A 16,546-nucleotide genomic window follows, 5' to 3' on the forward strand; every position below is an offset into this window, starting at 1 on the left:
TCAACCAACCCGATCAGCAGGTGCAACGAGTAGCTTAAATTACGCCAGTTCCTATCCAAAAGATGGGGAGTAGCTCAGTCAAATGGTTACTCGGCGACCGGGGCTACGATGCTGACTGGTTCCGAGAAGCCCTGCAAGACAAAGGGATACGCGCTTGCATCCCCGGAAGCAAACAACGCAAGGCCCCCGTCAAATACGACAAGCGCCGCTACAAACGCCGTAACCGCCCCTCTCGTGACATTGCTATGCAATGCACTGCCGGGCAGCGATGCGATATCATGTTCGGCAGGCTCAAGGACTGGAGGCGTGTGGCAACCAGATACGACAGATGCCCCAAGGCATTCTTCTCGGCCATCGCTCTCGCCGCACTCGTCATCTAATGGCTGTGAAACTCAATGAGTCCAGAGCCTAGGGGGTTTGCCGTCATTTGAATTGAGTAGCCGTTCATGTCCGCCACGACGAACGTCCGTTCTCAGCGCTTCCTCCCAACGTCCCGCGCAGTCGCGGGGAGAACCGAGCACTCGCAGCGAACTTCAGGGAGGTCCGGCGATTCTGTCGCACGCGAGCCCGGCACGCCTTTTGCTTTTTCTAGTGGATAATAGGGTTTGGGAATGTGGGCCGCTGCCTGACGATTGAGGCCTCTCAATCGACAGACAGGAGGTTCCCATGACGGACGAGAGAACGACCCCGCTGCGCGAGCGAATGATCGAGGGCATGGGTATTCGCGGCATGGGCGAGAAATCCCAGAAGGCGCATATTCGGGCGATCAAGGATTTTGCGTCCTTTCTCGGTCGCTCGCCGGACACGGCCACGCCAGACGATCTGCGCGCCTACCAGCTTCACATGACCGACACCGGGGTCACGGCCAGCACGTTCAACGTGCGGATTGTGGCGCTCCGGTTATTCTTTGGCATGACTTGCGGGCGCGAGGACATGAAGCGCTACATGCAATTCCGCTCGCAGCCGCGGAATCTGCCCGTGGTGTTCAGCTTCGAGGAGGTGTCCGACATACTGATGGCGGCACCCGGGCCCGGCCTGAAATATCGCGCGGCTCTCAGCATCTCCTACGGTGCCGGGCTCAGGGCTGCCGAGGTCTGCAATTTCAAGATCGGGGACATCGTGCCAGAGGCGCGTCTCCGACACGACAGCGACCGCATGCTGATCCATGTCGAGCAGGGCAAGGGGCGGAAGGACCGCAAGGTCATGCTGTCCCCCGGCCTACTCGCTCTCCTGCGCGACTACTGGCGCGAAGCGCGACCCGAGGGCTGGTTGTTCCCGGGCAAGCCGAAGATCAATCCGGTCTCGTCACGGCAATTGAACCGGGCCTTCACGTCGGCCAAGACGATGCCCGGGGTCAAGAAGGCTGCCACCCTGCATACGCTGAGGCACAGCTTTGCGACCCATCTTCTGGAGGCCAACACGGATGTCCGGGTGATCCAGGTCTTGCTTGGTCACGCCAAGCTGACGACGACGGCGCAATACACGCATGTCGCCACCAAGACGATCCGCGACACGGTCTGCCCCTACTATATATACTGGCCAAGCTGCAGGATCACGCCGTGAAGCGAAGTCTGGGTGACCGGGCGCCGGGGTGCCCCGGCCGACGCTGGAGATCGCTGACATCTTTCGTTCCCATGGTCCTGCGTGGCGGCAGGCCAATGTCGGGCACTTCAGCCTGTCCCAGCTCAAAGTGATGTCCACTGCCCGATAGTGCATTGCGCAGCAATGTCACGAGAGGGGGCGATCGAAGCCTGCCGGACCGAGGCGCTCGGCGGGCATGTAGCGGGCTGCGCCAAATGCGGCCACCATCACATCGCCTACAATTCCTGCAAGAACCGGCATTGCCCAAAGTGTCAGGAGCCGGCGGCGCGCGACTGGATGGCGGCGCGTGCCGAGGACCTTCTGCCCGTCGAGTTTTTCCATGTGGTCTTCACCCTGCCAGCCGGGATCGCTCAGATCGCCTTCTGGAGTGAGCCATCGTGTCGCCACGGGTTCGAGACCGATGGCGAACAAGGCCATCTGTGGCATGCTGTTCCGGGCGTCCGCCGAAACGGTCACGACCATCGCAGCCGCCCCCAAGTGGCTCGGCGCCCGGATCGGCATGACCTGCGTGCTGCACACTTGGGGATCGGCGTCGTGCTGAAAGCACGCCTCCGGCGTGACCCCACCACCCACACATCCACATGATTGTGCCGGGCGGAGGGCTCTCGCCGGACGGCACCCGCTGGGTCGCCTGCAGGCCGGGTTTTTCCTGCACGTGCGGGTGCTGTCGCGCCTGTTCAGGCGCTTGTTCCTCAACGGGCTGCTGGCGCTTTATGCCGCTGGGGAATTGGCCTTCTACGGCGATCTCGAAGGACTGACAAAGACGAATGCCTTTGCCGCCTGGCTCGCGCCGTTCCGCAAATCCGAATGGGTCGTCTACGTCAAACCGCCCTTCGGCGGGCCTGAGGCAGTACTCGCCTACCTGAGCCGCTACACCCAACGCGTCGCGATCTCGAACCATCGCCTGATCAGCGCCGACACCCAGACTGTCGCGTTTCGATGGAAGGACTACCGCGTCGAATCCGGCGACCGGCAGAAGGTCATGCGCCTGTCCACGTCGGAGTTCATCCGCCGCTTCCTGATGCATGTCCTCCCCGACAGGTTCCATCGCATCCGCCATTACAGCCTGCTGGCCGGTGCCACCCGCAAGGCCACCATCGCCCGCATCCTTGGCCTGTTGGGGCAGCCGGCGCCCGAAATGGAAGCGCAGGACCCGAGGGCGCCCGCACCTCTCACCCTGCGCGAGCCGTGCCCATGCTGCGGTGGCCCGATGCGCATCATCGAAATCCTCCGTCGCGGCCAGAAACCGATGTCGCGCAACCCACCACGGACGCAGGCCGCATGACAAACCTCCAGTCTCTGCCACGATCAAAACTCCGGATCTCACGCCCGTTCCGGACCGGCTCAGCCATGCCTCACGCAGTGTCACGCCCGCAAACCGCCGACGAAAGGCGCCGCCCGCGACCGCACATCATCAACTCGGCCGATCAGGGCGCTTTTTGCGACGTTCGATGTCATTCGAGCCGTCAGCCACGCCGCATCGGCGCTGGAAACCTCAGCGCACTTTCCACATAGACAGCACCTGGCCACCGCGGCTTCCACCTTGGGAGGATTTTCAACGCGGGCCGACCACTCGCCAAGCGGCACCGTTGCACCACGGCCCACATCAATAATCCTTCACCAGTCCGGACACTCGCCAAGATAGTCATCGCTGTGGCGCAAATTCCCCCGAACCGGCCTTTCGCATCCAGGCGCTCTTGCGCAAGAGCAGACCGTCATCCTGAGGCCGCGCGCTGAGCACGTGTGCGGATTTCTTGACCGTTCGTCAGGAGCTTCACACGGCACATCAACGCTCAAGACCACTTCTCGGAGCGCCGGAGCTCGGCCTTGCAGTCATCACCGCACTGCCGCCACAACAGGCGGCAGCGCGGTTACCTTCAGCCGGTGTAGTCCGCGTCGGAGACCTTCTCCAGCCAGGTCACCGGCGTGCCGTCAATGCTCTCCTGAATGGCTATATGCGACATGGCAGTATCGGGAGAGGCGCCGTGCCAGTGTTTCTCGTCGGCGGGGAAGAAGACCACGTCGCCCGTTCTGACCTCTTCGATCGGGCCACCTTCTCGCTGCACCCGGCCGCGGCCAAAGGTGATGATGATGGTCTGTCCCGCCGGGTGGGTGTGCCATGCGGTGCGGGCGCCGGGCTCGAAGGTGACATGGGCACCGCTGGTGCGGCCCGGGGCGTCGGCCTGGAACATGGGGTCGATCCGCACGGTTCCGGTAAAGTAGTCCTCGGGACCGGGGGCGGAGGGCGTGCTGCCAGCTCGGATGATCTTCATTGAATGTCTCCGTTGGTGAGGCGGCGGTGTCGTGGCCGCGCCGCAGAATTTCAGTCTGCGCGGCCCTCGAACACCTGCCGCGCCACGGGCATCGCCGAGAAAACCCTGGGCCAGCCCGCGTAGAAGGCAAGATGCGAGAGCATCGCGCCTGCCTCTTCCTGTGTCAGCCCGTTGTCCATCGCGCGGTTCAAGTGAAAGGTCATTTGCTCTGGTTGACCGGCGGCGATCAGCGCCGCAACGGTGACCATGCTGCGGTCGCGGGGCGCAAGGGCCGGGCGCAGCCAGAGGTCGTTGAACAGCAGCTCGCGCGTGGTGTCGACGACGCCGGGGCTTACGTTGGCGAAATTGGACTGAACCGTTTCCTCCCGCGCGGCCTCGGCCTCTTCGTCCAGCGGCAGGAGATCAGGGGCGAGAGCGGGCAGGTCTTCAGCGGTCACGCCACGCGCGTCATAGACCGGGGCCATGGCCTCGGCGGCTGCGGTGGCGTTGCCCCAACCGGTGTAAAAGGCGAGATGGGTGATGGTTTCCGACAGTTCGGCCGGGGTCACGCCCGCGTCGAGTGCCAGTTCGGTGTGACGCCCAAGCATGTCCGCCTCATGGCGTGTGACCAGCGCCGCGAAGGTCACGAGCGCGCGGTCGCGCACCGAGAGCGCCTCATCGGTCCAGACGGAGCCGAAGAGATCTTCGGTGGCATAGGCGGCGAGAGCCGGCGCCACCGTGTCGACGGCGGTCGGGAGGGTTTGGGAAACGTCCTGTGCCGAGGCGGCGGTGCTCGCGAGTGCGAAGACGGAGGCAATGATCCGGGTTTTCATGGTAGCATCCTTAGTATCGGTGAGTTGGCGAAGTGGCGGGGACCGGTCACACCAGTCTCCCGTTGCAGGCGTTCAGTCTCAGCTGCCGTAGTCCTCGTCGGAGACCAGTTCCCCCCAGGTCACGGCGGAGCCGTCCTGAGCGGCCTGGATCGCGTAGTGAGTGACAGAGGTTCCTGCCGTCGCGCCGTGCCAATGGTTCACGCCCGCCGGGGCGAAAACCACGTCGCCGGTGCGCATCACCTGCTTTTCCCGGCCTTCTTCCTGGTACCAGCCGGTCCCCGCCGTCACGACGAGGTATTGGCCCACCGGATGCGTGTGCCAGGCCGAGCGTGCGCCGGGCATGAAAGTCACCTCACCTGCGCTGACTTCGTTCATGTCGGGGCCGAAGACCGGCGCGACGAAGACCGTGCCGGTGAAGGTCTCGGGGCTGCCGATCTGGCCACCCCGCTCCAGAGGCGTGGTCTGCGTCATCTGCTGGGCGAGGGCCGCGGGGGCGGCGAGGCTCAGCGCAAGTGCGGCGAGGGTCATATTCATCGGGTCGTCTCCATGATGGGTAAAGGGGCGATGAGAGCTGCCCCCGCGTGCGGGGACAGGCCCGGGGATTTACGCGAGGTGGCCTTCGAAGAATGCCTGAAGACGGTCGAAGGGGATGATGTTCTTCTGGTCGTAGAGATCGCAGTGATCCGCGCCGTCGATGATCACCAGTTCCTTGGGGTCGCGCGCCGCGGCATAGGCGTCTTCGCTGAAGTAGCGGGAATGCGCCTCGGACCCGGCGATGATCAGCGCCGGACGCGGCGAGATCTCGTGGATGTAGGTGAGTTGCGGCATGTTCATGAAGGACATGGCCGAGGTGACGTTCCAGCCGCCGTTCGAGTTCAGCGAGCGCGGGTGATAGCCGCGGTCCGTCTTGTAGTAGGCGTGATACATGGCGATCACCGGGTTATCGATGCCGTCCAGCGTGTCGGGCAGACCGCCCGCCAGCTTCGGAGCCTCGTCCGAGGCAGCGTCTTCCCAGCGTTGCAGGCTCATTGCCGTCAGCGCTTCGGTGCGTTGCTCGTCGGTCATCGAGTCGAAATACCCGCGCGCAATCACTCGGCTCATGTCGTACATCGACGTCACTGCAACCGCCTTGACCCGCTTGTCCGGGGCCGCCGCGTTCAGCGCCATGCCGCCAAAGCCGCAGATGCCGATCATCCCGATACGGTCGCGGTCGACCGCGTCATGCAGGCCAAGGAAGTCGACCGCGGCCATGAAATCTTCGGTGTTGATGTCGGGCGAGGCGACGTAACGCGGGGTTCCCTCGCTCTCGCCGATATAGGAGGGGTCGAAAGCCACGGCGGCAAAGCCACGCTCGGCCATTTCCTGCGCATAGAGGCCCGCGGCCTGCTCCTTGACGGCGCCGAAGGGGCCGGCCACTGCAAGCGCAGGAAGCGGCGCGTCGCCGCGGTTCTTCGGCAGGTAGAGGTCGCCCACCAGCGCGATGCCGTAGCGGTTGGTGAAGCTGACCTTGCGGTGGTCGACGCGGTCACTCTGCGGGAAGGTCTTGTCCCACTCGGTAGTCACCTGCGCCAGCGCCGCCTCGGCACTCAGCGAGGCCAAGCCAAGCGCAGCGGCGCCCATTCCAGCGGCCAGCAGATCGCGGCGGGCGGGGTCCTGGGGATCGGTCGTTGGGGTCGGGGTGGTCATCTCGGGAACTCCGTTTCGGATGTGTCGTCTGCCCTCCAATCTGGAGCTGCCCCCGGGGCGGGATAAGGCCGCCTTGCCTTATCGTTGCCATGAGCTGGATTCATGCTTGGGCGGCGCTTTTTCTTTGCGTCAGTCTTTGCATTGCCCCACAAAGTCGCGAGCCACAGAGGGAGCGCGCCATGGACCGTGAATTGCTCGGCGATCTTTCGACCCTGCTCGCCGTCACCGAAGAGGGCAATTTCACCCGCGCCGGGCACCGTCTCGGCGTGTCGCAATCCGCCGTGAGCCACACGATCCGGCGGCTCGAAGACAAGATCGGCGTGCGGCTGCTCAACCGCAGTGCGCGGAAGGTGACCCCCACCGATGCGGGCGAACAGCTGCTCGCGGCGCTGCGCCCCAGCTTCCAGCAGCTCGGCAACCGGATCGAAGAAATACGCACACTTGGCGAGCGTCCCTCGGGGCTGGTGCGGGTGACCTCCAGCGTGCCCGCCACCCGCGACATCCTCTGGCCGGTGGCCTCGCAACTGGTGCGCGACTATCCCGATGTGCGCATCGAGATCAGCAGCGAAGGCCGGCTTTCTGACCTTGCCGAAGACCGCTTTGACTGCGCGATCCGGCTCGGCGAACACCTGAGCCCCGACATGATCGCAGTCCCCGTCGGGCCACAGTTGGAAATGGCGGCGGTCGCCAGCGCGGACTACCTCGCGCGGCGCGGCACGCCGACGCACCCCGACGATCTTGATGCCCACGACTGTATCCTGATGCGGCATCGCTCCGACGGGCCGGTCTATGACTGGGAGTTCGAGATCGAAGGCACTGAGGTGGTGAAGAAGCTGAGCGGTCCCTTCATCCTGAACGACCCCGGTCTTGTCATGGAAGCAGTGCGGGCTGGTCACGGGTTCGGCTACCTGCCGCTGCCGGAAGTCCGCGCTGACCTCGATACCGGACGTTTGCGCAGGGTCTTGGCGGACTTCTGCCTGCCTTTCGACGGCTACCACCTGTGCTACATGGGGCGGCGGAATCTTAGCTCGGCGCTGCGGCTCTTGGTCGATCGGTTGCGTTCGGCGCGATCATGACATGTGTTCATGAAAGCGTTCTTCGGATCACAAAAAATGACGCCGGCGTTTGACTGAATGCGAGGGTGCGACGCCGAAGCGCTGCTCGCTGGCAGCGCTGGCCCTCAGGGGCTATGGTAACAGATCAAGCCGTCTGATCTGTCGACCGATTGCCGCAAAAAGGCTCGGCTCCGTCATGCGGCGATGCAGCACAACCCTCGATCTTGGCCCGCTCTGAATGTCGCATTCCATCTTGGCTGGATGATCGGATGGCCACCGCAGCGAAAGGCCGGAATCCGCCGTTCTGTGGAAAAACACTCGTTTGCCAGCGCAGAATATCGATGCCTGAACGGGGCGCGAGTGACTTTCCTGTCAGGCTTTCCGCGATTGCTGCGGTGCAGGAAAGATCTTTGCCAGTTTCCGGAGGTTCTGGGCGGTGGCGGCGAGGAGGAATTCGTCGTTGGCATCGCATGGGCCGCGTAGTCGGAGCCTGTTTAGGCCCAGGATCCGTTTGAGGTGGGCAAAGAGCATCTCGACCTTTTTCCGGAGCTTCATCGAGACCTCGTATTGCCCGGTCTTCGCGATATCCCGTGCAGCCTGGCGTGCGTCTTCGTGCTCTTCACGGGTGATGGACCGGAAGTCCATGTTCGGACAGCAGCGCGGCTTCGAGGGGCAGGCTTGGCAGGTGAGCTTCAGGCCACGGTATTTGGCGACGCCCTTGCCGGACGGCCCTCTGTTCGGATCGGAGTAGTTTCGGCGGAACTGCTTCTGGCAGGTCCGCTGTCTTCCGGTCGTTCGCGCTGTTTCCGGTCATTCGTTGATCTATTGCCGGTCGGTCGAGGGTTGACGTCAAAGGCCCGGGTGCGTCGGCACGCCGGATGCGATTTTTGCCTTCGATTTCAATGATCCGTTGCGCGCATCGGACGGCTCCACGCCTTGGTTCATGGACGCCGTTGGTCCGGCACCCAAGGATGCCGATGCTCATTTTCGCAGCTGTCCCAACGCAGTGAGCCGGCTTTTCCCCTGTTGAATCATCCAATTAGAAAGAATGTCGCAATTGGGGGTTGAATGGTCGCAAATTGTCCGTGAGGTTGTCGGTGCATATTGGGCAGCACTCTGACGCCTCTGGGCGGAGCCGAGCTGACGACCCGCTTGGCACCGACCCGCGCAGAACCTGGACCCGATCACATTGCCACCCGCGGCGGGGTCACGCCGGCCGGGGACGAACATCGAAGTGGGCAAAGACATCAGTGCAGCCTTTCGAGGCTTGCGCAGAAAAACTGCGCGCCCGGCGGGCATCTGCATCGCCGGCAACGGGACGTTTGGAACGGAGACAGAGATGAGCGACACGATGGCCGAGAACGCTGAACTGACGATGACCGATCAGGTCTACAGCGACGACCCGCTGGCCGATCGCGAGACCGACCATTACCGAAAGGAATACGTCAAGACCTTTGTCGACAAGTGGGACGAACTGATCGACTGGGCGGGCCGCGCCGAGAGCGAGGGCCAGTTCTTCATCGACATCCTGCGGGCCCGCGGCAAGGAAAGCGTGCTCGACGTGGCCTGCGGCACCGGTTTTCACTCGGTCCGCCTGACCGAAGCCGGCTTTGACGTGACCGCCTCGGACGGGGCGGCCTCGATGGTGGCCAAGGCTTTCGAGAACGGTCGCAGCCGGGGGTTGATCCTGAAGACGGCGCAGGCTGACTGGCGCTGGCTCAACCGCGACATCAACGGCAAGTACGACGCGATCGTCTGCCTTGGGAATTCCTTTACGCATCTGCACAAGGAATCCGAGCGTCGTCGTGCGCTGGCCGAATTTTACGCCGCGCTCAAGCACGACGGCCTGCTGATCCTCGACCAGCGCAACTACGATGCCATGCTGGACCGGGGCTATTCGACCAAGCACAAGTACTATTACTGCGGCGACCAGGTGACAGCCGAGCCCGACCATGTCGACGAGGGGCTGTGCCGGATGCGCTATTCCTTCCCGGACGGGTCGGAATACACGCTCAACATGTGCCCGATCCGCAAGAACTACATGCGGCGCCTGCTGTCCGAGGCCGGGTTCGAAAGGGTCCGCACCTATGGCGATTTCCAGGAAACCTACGCCGAGGACGATCCGGATTTCTTCATCCACGTGGCCGAGAAATCGGCGATGCACCTGGTGCGCTGGGGCGCCGTATCGGATGACGGCAAGCAGGACATCCGCGACATCACGGAAGACTACTACGACAGCGACGATGCGGACACGTTCTATTCCACGATCTGGGGTGGCGAGGACCTGCACATCGGCCGCTATGCCGAAACGCCCGACATCCGCACGGCATCGGACCGTACCATCGAGTCGATGATCGACCGGCTGCCGCCGCTGGATGCCTCGGCGCGGGTCATCGACATGGGGGCGGGCTATGGCGGCGCGATGCGCACGCTGGTGCGCAAGACCGGCTGCGAGGCGGTCTGCCTGAACCTGTCCGAGACGCAGAATGAATATAACCTGGGCAAGATCCGCGCCGCGAAGCTGTCCAACAAGATCTCGGTCCGTCACGGCGTGTTCGAGGACGTGCCCGAGGCCGACGCCAGCTGCGATGTGGCCTGGAGCCAAGACGCCTTCCTGCATTCGGATCAGCGGGCCAAGGTGCTGGCCGAGGCCTGGCGAGTGCTCAAGCCCGGCGGGCACCTGATCTTCACCGATCCGATGCAGGCCGACGATGCCGATCCCGCCGTGTTGCAGCCTGTCTATGACCGTCTGCAACTTAACGATCTGGGGTCGCCCCGGTTCTATCGCGAGGCGGCAGAGGCGCTCGGCTTCGAGACGGTGGAGCAGGAAGAGGCCGTCAGCGACTTGCGCACGCATTACTTCCGTGTCCGCGAGGAACTGTTGGCCAATTACGAGAAACTGCGCGAGGCCGGGGCCTCGGCGGAGTACCTCGACAAGATGGCCGTGGGGTTGGAGAACTGGGTGAAGGCCGCCGATGACGGCCATCTCGCCTGGGGTATCCAGCACTTCCGCAAGCCGGCGTGATGTGACGTGCCGGGGCGCCGTCGCGCGTCCCGGCCCTTGCTTCGCCATTCGCCCACATCATTGGAGAGTACTGCATGACCGGGCCCTTTCCCGATCCACCCGCCTCTGTGTCCTTCGAGCTTTTCCCGCCAAAGACCGATGCTGGCGAAACGACGCTGGCGCGTGCCGTCGATCAGATGGCCAGTGCCGATCCGGCCTATTTTTCGGTGACCTACGGCGCTGGCGGCAGCACCCGCGACCGGACCGCCCGCATCGTGGACATGGTCGGGAACCGCACCGGACGACCCGTGGCCCATCACCTGACCTGCGTGGGGGCAAGCCGGGACGAGATCGACCGACTGGCCCGGGGGCTGCACGAAAAGGGCATCACGCGCATCGTGGCCCTGCGCGGCGACCTTCCGGAAGGGCAACGCCTTGCCTCCGATGGCTATGGCGACGCTGCGGAACTGGTTGCGGGGCTGCGCCGGGTCGCGGATTTCGATATCTCCGTGGCCGCCTACCCAGAGATTCACCCCGAGGCGGCAAGCGCTGCGGCGGACCTCGATCATCTCAAGCGCAAGCTGGATGCGGGGGCGGCCCGGGCAATCACGCAGTACACCTTTGACACGGATGTGATCCTGCGGTTCGTCGACCGTGCCCGTGCCGCGGGCATCACCGCGCCGATCGTGCCGGGGATCATGCCGGTGGCGAATTTCGCCGGGCTCAAACGGTTTTCCGCCATGTGCGGCGCGTCGGTGCCGGACTGGCTGGCGCGGATGTTCGAAGGGCTGGACGACGCACCAGAAACCCGCGCCATGATCGCGACCAGTGTCGCAACCGAGCAATGCCGTCTCCTGATGGAGGCGGGACTGTCCGAGTTCCATTTCTACACGCTCAACCGACCCGAGGTCAGCCTGGCGGTCTGCCGCGCGCTTGGACTCATGTCCGGGACCACGGCCGAGAGCGCCGCCTGAGGAGAGACGAGATGACCGAGACCGACATCACTTCCCACGCCGCCCGACGCATCCTGGTGCTGGACGGGGCCATGGGCACCATGATCCAGCAGCACAAGCCCGGAGAGGACGTCTATCGCGGGACGCGCTTTGCGGACTGGAACAGCGACGTGGGCGGCAACAGCGAATTGCTGAGCCTGACCCAGCCCGACATGATCCGCGACATTCACACCGCTTTTCTCGAGGCGGGCGCGGACATCCTGTGCACCAACACTTTCGGCGCCAATGCGATCAGCCAGGCCGATTACGGCATGGAAGGCCTTGTCACCGAGATGAACACCGAGAGCGTGCGCCTTGCCCGCGAAGCAGCCGAGGCCATGTCGACGCCGGACCGTCCGCGCTGGGTTGCCGGGGGCATCGGCCCGACCAACCAGACCGCCAGCCTCAGCCCGGACGTGAACGACCCCGGGTTTCGCGCCGTCACATTCGACGATCTTGCACGCGCCTATGGCGAGGCCGCGCGCGCCCTGGTCAAGGCCGGGGTCGATGTGCTGCTGGTCGAGACGATTTTCGACACGCTCAATGCCAAGGCCGCGCTCTTTGCCATCGACAGCCTCAAGGACGAAGGGCTGGACGTGCCCCCGCTGATGATCTCGGGCACCATCACCGACCGGTCCGGGCGGACGTTGACAGGCCAGACGCCAGAGGCCTTCTGGGTCTCCATGAGCCATGCGCGCCCCTTTTCGGTGGGGCTCAACTGCGCCCTGGGCGCGGGCGAAATGCGCCCGCATGTCCGCACCTTGTCCGAGGTCGCCGACACCCGCATCAGCGCCTATCCCAACGCGGGCCTGCCGAACGAGATGGGCGGATACGACGAGACGCCCGAGGAAACCGCCGCGCACCTGGGCGAATGGGCCGATGCCGGGCTGGTGAACATCGTCGGCGGCTGCTGCGGCACGACGCCCGACCATATCCGCGCCATCGCCGATGCCGTTGCGGGCAAGACCCCGCGCGCCATCCCCGAAACGGTACGGCGGATGCGCCTGTCGGGACTGGAGATGTTCGAGGCCCCGGGCACACATACGGAGGACGCAGCATGAGCAGTGTTGCCAATTTCATCAATATCGGTGAGCGCACGAACGTCACCGGGTCGGCCAAGTTCAAGAAGCTGATCATGGAAGGCGACTATGCCGCCGCGCTCGACGTGGCTCGCAGCCAGGTCGAGAACGGCGCCCAGATCATCGACGTGAACATGGACGAGGGCCTGCTCGACTCGGAGCAGGCGATGGTCACCTTCCTCAACCTGATCGCTTCAGAGCCGGACATCAGCCGGGTGCCGGTGATGCTCGACAGCTCCAAGTTCGAGGTGATCGAGGCCGGGTTGAAATGCGTCCAGGGCCGAGCCGTGGTCAACTCGATCTCTCTCAAGGAGGGCGAGGCACCTTTCCTTGAACAGGCCCGCACCATCCGCCGCTATGGCGCCGCCGTGGTGGTCATGGCCTTTGACGAGAACGGCCAGGCCGAGACCGCACAGCACAAGTACGAGATCTGCCGCCGGTCCTACGATCTGCTGGTCGAGAAGGCCGGTTTCCAGCCTTGGGACATCATCTTTGACCCCAATATCTTTGCCGTTGCGACGGGCATCGAAGAGCACAACGATTACGCCAACGCGTTTTTCGAGGCGATCAAGCTGATCAAGGCCGACATGCCCGATACCCATGTCTCGGGCGGGCTGTCCAACGTCTCGTTCAGCTTTCGCGGCAACAACGCGGTGCGCGAGGCCATGCACTCGGCCTTTCTGTATCACGCGATTCCGCTGGGCATGGACATGGCCATCGTCAATGCGGGCCAGATCACCGTCTACGACGATATCCCCGAAGAACTGTGCGAGCGCGTCGAGGACGTGCTTTTCAACCGTCGCAACGATGCGACCGAACGCCTGTTGGACATCGCGGACAAGTACAAGGGCACAGGCGAGGCATCGAAAAAGGAAGACCCCAAGTGGCGCGAGGCCCCAGTCGAGAAACGACTGGAACACGCGCTGGTTCACGGGATCACCGATTTCGTCGTCGAGGACACAGAAGAGTGCCGCCTGCGCGCGGAAAAGCCTCTGCACGTGATCGAAGGGCCGTTGATGGACGGCATGAATGTCGTGGGCGACTTGTTCGGCGCCGGCAAGATGTTCCTGCCGCAGGTGGTGAAATCGGCCCGCGTTATGAAGACCGCCGTCGCCCATCTGCTGCCCTTCATGGAAGAGGAAAAGCGCCAGCAGGGCGATACCTCGGCCAAGGGCAAGGTGCTGATGGCCACGGTCAAGGGCGATGTGCACGATATCGGCAAGAACATCGTGGGCGTCGTCCTGCAATGCAACAACTATGACGTGGTGGACATGGGGGTGATGGTCCCGACCGAGGACATCATCGCCAAGGCCAAGGAGGAAAAGGCCGACATCATCGGTTTGTCGGGCCTTATCACGCCCTCGCTCGACCGCATGGTCGAAGTGGCGGCAGAGATGAAACGACAGGGGCTGGACCTGCCGCTGCTGATCGGCGGCGCGACCACGTCAAAAAAGCACACCGCGCTCAAGATCGCGCCGGAATATGAAAACGGTGTGGTCCACGTGGACGATGCCTCCAAGGCCGTCGGCGTGGTGTCCAAGCTGTTGTCGAAATCCGCCCGTCCGGCCTATCTGGCCGAGATCGCGGAAGACCAGGACAAAATGCGCGCAGGCGACGACCGCGGCGGCGACCGGCCGACCGCTCCATTGCCGCAGGCGCGGGCAAATGCCTTTGACGGCGGCTGGGACAGCTATACGCCCCCGGCGCCACAGACGCCCGGCCTGACCGTGATCGACGACATGGACGTCGCCGCACTGCGCGAGTTCATCGACTGGACGCCGTTCTTCGCCACTTGGGAAATGCGCGGCAACTTCCCCGCCATTCTCGAGGATCCCGACAGGGGGGAGACGGCGCGCGAGCTATACGATAACGCGCAGAAGATGCTGGACCGGATCGAAAGTGAGGGTTGGTTTTCGCCGCGCGGCGTGGTCGGGCTCTGGCCTGCCAACAGGCGGGGCGACGACATCCTTGTCTGGACGGACGAGACGCGCGGCAAGCTGCGCGCGCGGATGCCGCAGTTGCGCCAGCAGCGCAACAAGACCCGCGACACCGCCCAGATGTGCCTGGCAGATTTCGTCGCCCCCGAGGGCACGCCGGACTGGGTCGGCGGTTTCGCCGTCACCACCGGGGCGGAGGTGCACGAGATCGCCGACCGGCTGAAGTCCGAGGGCAATGATTACGACTCGATCATGGTGCAGGCCCTGGGCGACCGGCTGGCAGAGGCCTTTGCCGAGGCGTTGCATGCCCGCGTGCGTCGCAGCCTCTGGGGATATGCCCCGGGCGAGGAACTCGACAACGCGGCGCTGATCCGCGAGCAGTACCGCGGCATCCGCCCGGCACCGGGCTATCCGGCCTGTCCGGATCACACCGAGAAGCGCACGCTTTTCGACCTGCTGGATGCGCCTGCGCATACCGGCCTCAAGCTGACGGACTCCTGTGCGATGTGGCCCGCTTCCGCGGTTTCGGGCCTTTATTTCTCGCACCCCGAGGCGCGCTATTTCGGGATCGGCCGGATCGGACCGGACCAGGTCTCGGATTATGCCGCGCGCAAGGGAATGGAGATCGCCGAGGTCGAGGCCTGGCTGGCCCCCAGTCTGTCCTATCGGCCCGACAAGTCATCGGCGGATCGCAAGATCGCCTGACCCCCGCAAGACCACTTGCCAACCCCGACCCAATCCCACCGTAGTGGAGAAAGGAACGAGATGAGCGACAAGACCTGGCTGTTTACCAGTGAATCCGTGTCCGAAGGACACCCTGACAAGGTATGCGACCGGATTTCGGATGCCATCCTGGACGCCTACCTGGCCGCTGACCCGCAATCCCGCGTGGCCTGCGAAACACTGGCAACCACCGATCACGTGACCATCGCCGGCGAGGTGCGCGGTCCGGAATCCGTGCTCAAGAATGTCGATCAGATCGCCCGGGATGCGATCCGCGACATCGGTTACGACCAGGCCGGCTTTTCCTGGCGCGACGTCGAGATCGTCTGCCGCCTGCACGCCCAGTCCGCCGACATCGCGCAGGGTGTCGACGAGGGCGAGAAGGGCGAGGAAGGTGCCGGCGACCAGGGCATCATGTTCGGGTATGCCTGCAACGAAACCGCCGAGCTGATGCCCGCGCCGATCCAGTTTTCCCACCGCATCCTGCGCCACATGGCGGAGGACCGGAAATCGGGCAAGCAGCCGAATTTCGGCCCCGACGCCAAAAGCCAGGTGACGCTGAAATATGCCGGCGGCAAGCCCGTGGGCCTGGATACCGTGGTGGTCTCGACCCAGCACCTTGAGGGCCTCAGCCAGGCCGAGGTGCGCGAGTTGGTCAAGCCCTACATCACGGATGTCTTCAAGGACGAAGGTTGGGATCTGCCGGCCGATGACAAGCTGATCGTCAATCCCACCGGCAATTTCGTCATTGGCGGCCCAGACGGTGACGCCGGGCTGACAGGGCGCAAGATCATCGTCGATACCTATGGCGGCGCCGCACCCCACGGCGGCGGGGCCTTTTCGGGCAAGGATCCGACCAAGGTGGACCGGTCGGCGGCCTATGTCGCGCGCTACCTGGCCAAGAACGTCGTGGCCGCGGGCCTGGCCGACAAGTGCCAGATCCAGCTGGCCTATGCCATCGGCGTGCCCGAGCCCGTGGCGCTCTATGTCGATACGCTCGGCACCGGCGAGGTCTCTGAAGCCGAACTGTCGCGCCGTCTGCGCGAGATGGTCCGCCTGACCCCGCGCGGCATCCGCGATCACCTGCAACTGCTGCAGCCCATCTATACCCGCACCTCGGCCTACGGCCATTTCGGGCGGCAAGCCGCGGACGACGGGGGCTTTTCCTGGGAGCGGACAGATCTCGCAGACGAGCTGGCCCGCAGCTTTGGCGCCACCGTGGCGGCGCAGTGAAGCGAACGGAATTCAAGGATATCTACCAATGAACAAACCTGAAAACGTCAAAGCGGCGGATTATGCCGTGCGCGACATTGCACTGGCCGGGTTCGGCCGCAAGGAACTGGACATTGCCGAAACCGAGATGCCGGGGCTGATGGCGCTGCG

The 16,546-nt window shown here is 64.1% G+C and carries 11 protein-coding genes and 4 pseudogenes; 10 read left to right on the forward strand and 5 right to left on the reverse strand.

Annotated features, from left to right (window positions below; genetic code table 11):
- Positions 1 to 80: 80 nt before the first annotated feature.
- From RBB42_RS26820 to RBB42_RS26830, 3 pseudogenes are all read left to right on the forward strand, one after another.
- A pseudogene (locus tag RBB42_RS26820) lies at positions 81 to 380 on the forward strand (transposase); the annotation flags it as partial.
- A 286-nt stretch (positions 381 to 666) separates the two neighbouring features.
- Positions 667 to 1,574 (forward strand): annotated as a pseudogene (locus RBB42_RS26825) (tyrosine-type recombinase/integrase); the annotation flags it as partial.
- A 17-nt stretch (positions 1,575 to 1,591) separates the two neighbouring features.
- Positions 1,592 to 2,887: pseudogene (locus RBB42_RS26830) on the forward strand (IS91 family transposase).
- 592 nt (positions 2,888 to 3,479) lie between these two features.
- Here the strand turns inward: RBB42_RS26830 and RBB42_RS26835 are convergent.
- From RBB42_RS26835 to RBB42_RS26850, 4 genes are all read right to left on the reverse strand, one after another.
- Positions 3,480 to 3,875 (reverse strand): (R)-mandelonitrile lyase, encoded by a 396-nt coding sequence (locus RBB42_RS26835; protein ID WP_305972662.1) that lies wholly within the window; start codon positions 3,873 to 3,875, stop codon positions 3,480 to 3,482.
- Positions 3,876 to 3,925: 50 nt separating this feature from the next.
- Entirely contained in the window at positions 3,926 to 4,687 is a 762-nt protein-coding gene (locus tag RBB42_RS26840) for a carboxymuconolactone decarboxylase family protein (protein ID WP_305972663.1), read from the reverse strand.
- 78 nt (positions 4,688 to 4,765) lie between these two features.
- Entirely contained in the window at positions 4,766 to 5,221 is a 456-nt protein-coding gene (locus RBB42_RS26845) for a (R)-mandelonitrile lyase (RefSeq protein ID WP_305972664.1), read from the reverse strand.
- A 69-nt stretch (positions 5,222 to 5,290) separates the two neighbouring features.
- Complete coding sequence (locus tag RBB42_RS26850) at positions 5,291 to 6,373, reverse strand: alpha/beta hydrolase (RefSeq protein ID WP_306043554.1); 1,083 nt, start codon at positions 6,371 to 6,373, stop codon at positions 5,291 to 5,293.
- Between the two features lie 179 nt (positions 6,374 to 6,552).
- On the opposite strand from RBB42_RS26850, the gene RBB42_RS26855 reads away from it, so the two are divergent.
- Complete coding sequence (locus RBB42_RS26855) at positions 6,553 to 7,449, forward strand: LysR family transcriptional regulator (RefSeq protein ID WP_305972605.1); 897 nt, start codon at positions 6,553 to 6,555, stop codon at positions 7,447 to 7,449.
- A gap of 351 nt (positions 7,450 to 7,800) precedes the next feature.
- Here the strand turns inward: RBB42_RS26855 and RBB42_RS26860 are convergent.
- Positions 7,801 to 8,196 (reverse strand): annotated as a pseudogene (locus tag RBB42_RS26860) (transposase); the annotation flags it as partial.
- Positions 8,197 to 8,767: 571 nt separating this feature from the next.
- Here RBB42_RS26860 and RBB42_RS26865 point away from each other — a divergent pair.
- From RBB42_RS26865 to RBB42_RS26885, 6 genes are all read left to right on the forward strand, one after another.
- On the forward strand, positions 8,768 to 10,453 hold the full coding sequence (locus tag RBB42_RS26865; protein ID WP_305972604.1) for a glycine/sarcosine N-methyltransferase: 1,686 nt from the start codon (positions 8,768 to 8,770) through the stop codon (positions 10,451 to 10,453).
- 74 nt (positions 10,454 to 10,527) lie between these two features.
- A complete protein-coding gene (metF, locus tag RBB42_RS26870) occupies positions 10,528 to 11,406 on the forward strand; it encodes a methylenetetrahydrofolate reductase [NAD(P)H] (RefSeq protein WP_305972603.1) in 879 nt (292 codons plus the stop codon).
- Between the two features lie 11 nt (positions 11,407 to 11,417).
- Positions 11,418 to 12,485, forward strand: a complete 1,068-nt coding sequence (locus RBB42_RS28240; protein WP_500862281.1) for a homocysteine S-methyltransferase family protein — start codon at positions 11,418 to 11,420, stop codon at positions 12,483 to 12,485.
- Positions 12,482 to 15,145 carry a methionine synthase gene (gene metH, locus RBB42_RS26875; RefSeq protein WP_420324730.1) on the forward strand — a complete coding sequence of 888 codons (2,664 nt, stop codon included), beginning with the start codon at positions 12,482 to 12,484 and terminating at the stop codon, positions 15,143 to 15,145. The genes RBB42_RS28240 and metH overlap by 4 nt, the downstream gene beginning before the upstream one ends.
- A gap of 60 nt (positions 15,146 to 15,205) precedes the next feature.
- A complete protein-coding gene (gene metK / locus RBB42_RS26880; protein WP_305972602.1) occupies positions 15,206 to 16,396 on the forward strand; it encodes a methionine adenosyltransferase in 1,191 nt (396 codons plus the stop codon).
- A gap of 28 nt (positions 16,397 to 16,424) precedes the next feature.
- Positions 16,425 to 16,546 (forward strand): adenosylhomocysteinase (locus RBB42_RS26885; protein ID WP_305972606.1); only part of this gene is annotated, 122 nt, incomplete at its 3' end.

Origin of the sequence: Mameliella sp. MMSF_3455 (assembly GCF_030733205.1) — a bacterium.
GTDB lineage: Bacteria > Pseudomonadota > Alphaproteobacteria > Rhodobacterales > Rhodobacteraceae > Antarctobacter.

Coding starts and splice junctions, on each gene's coding strand:
- RBB42_RS26840 (WP_305972663.1), bottom strand. CDS start 4,687: ATGAAAACCCGGATCATTGCCTCCGTCTTCGCACTCGCGAGCACCGCC.
- metH (WP_420324730.1), top strand. CDS start 12,482: ATGAGCAGTGTTGCCAATTTCATCAATATCGGTGAGCGCACGAACGTC.
- RBB42_RS26865 (WP_305972604.1), top strand. CDS start 8,768: ATGAGCGACACGATGGCCGAGAACGCTGAACTGACGATGACCGATCAG.
- RBB42_RS26835 (WP_305972662.1), bottom strand. CDS start 3,875: ATGAAGATCATCCGAGCTGGCAGCACGCCCTCCGCCCCCGGTCCCGAG.
- metK (WP_305972602.1), top strand. CDS start 15,206: ATGAGCGACAAGACCTGGCTGTTTACCAGTGAATCCGTGTCCGAAGGA.
- RBB42_RS28240 (WP_500862281.1), top strand. CDS start 11,418: ATGACCGAGACCGACATCACTTCCCACGCCGCCCGACGCATCCTGGTG.
- RBB42_RS26855 (WP_305972605.1), top strand. CDS start 6,553: ATGGACCGTGAATTGCTCGGCGATCTTTCGACCCTGCTCGCCGTCACC.
- RBB42_RS26845 (WP_305972664.1), bottom strand. CDS start 5,221: ATGAATATGACCCTCGCCGCACTTGCGCTGAGCCTCGCCGCCCCCGCG.
- metF (WP_305972603.1), top strand. CDS start 10,528: ATGACCGGGCCCTTTCCCGATCCACCCGCCTCTGTGTCCTTCGAGCTT.
- RBB42_RS26850 (WP_306043554.1), bottom strand. CDS start 6,373: ATGACCACCCCGACCCCAACGACCGATCCCCAGGACCCCGCCCGCCGC.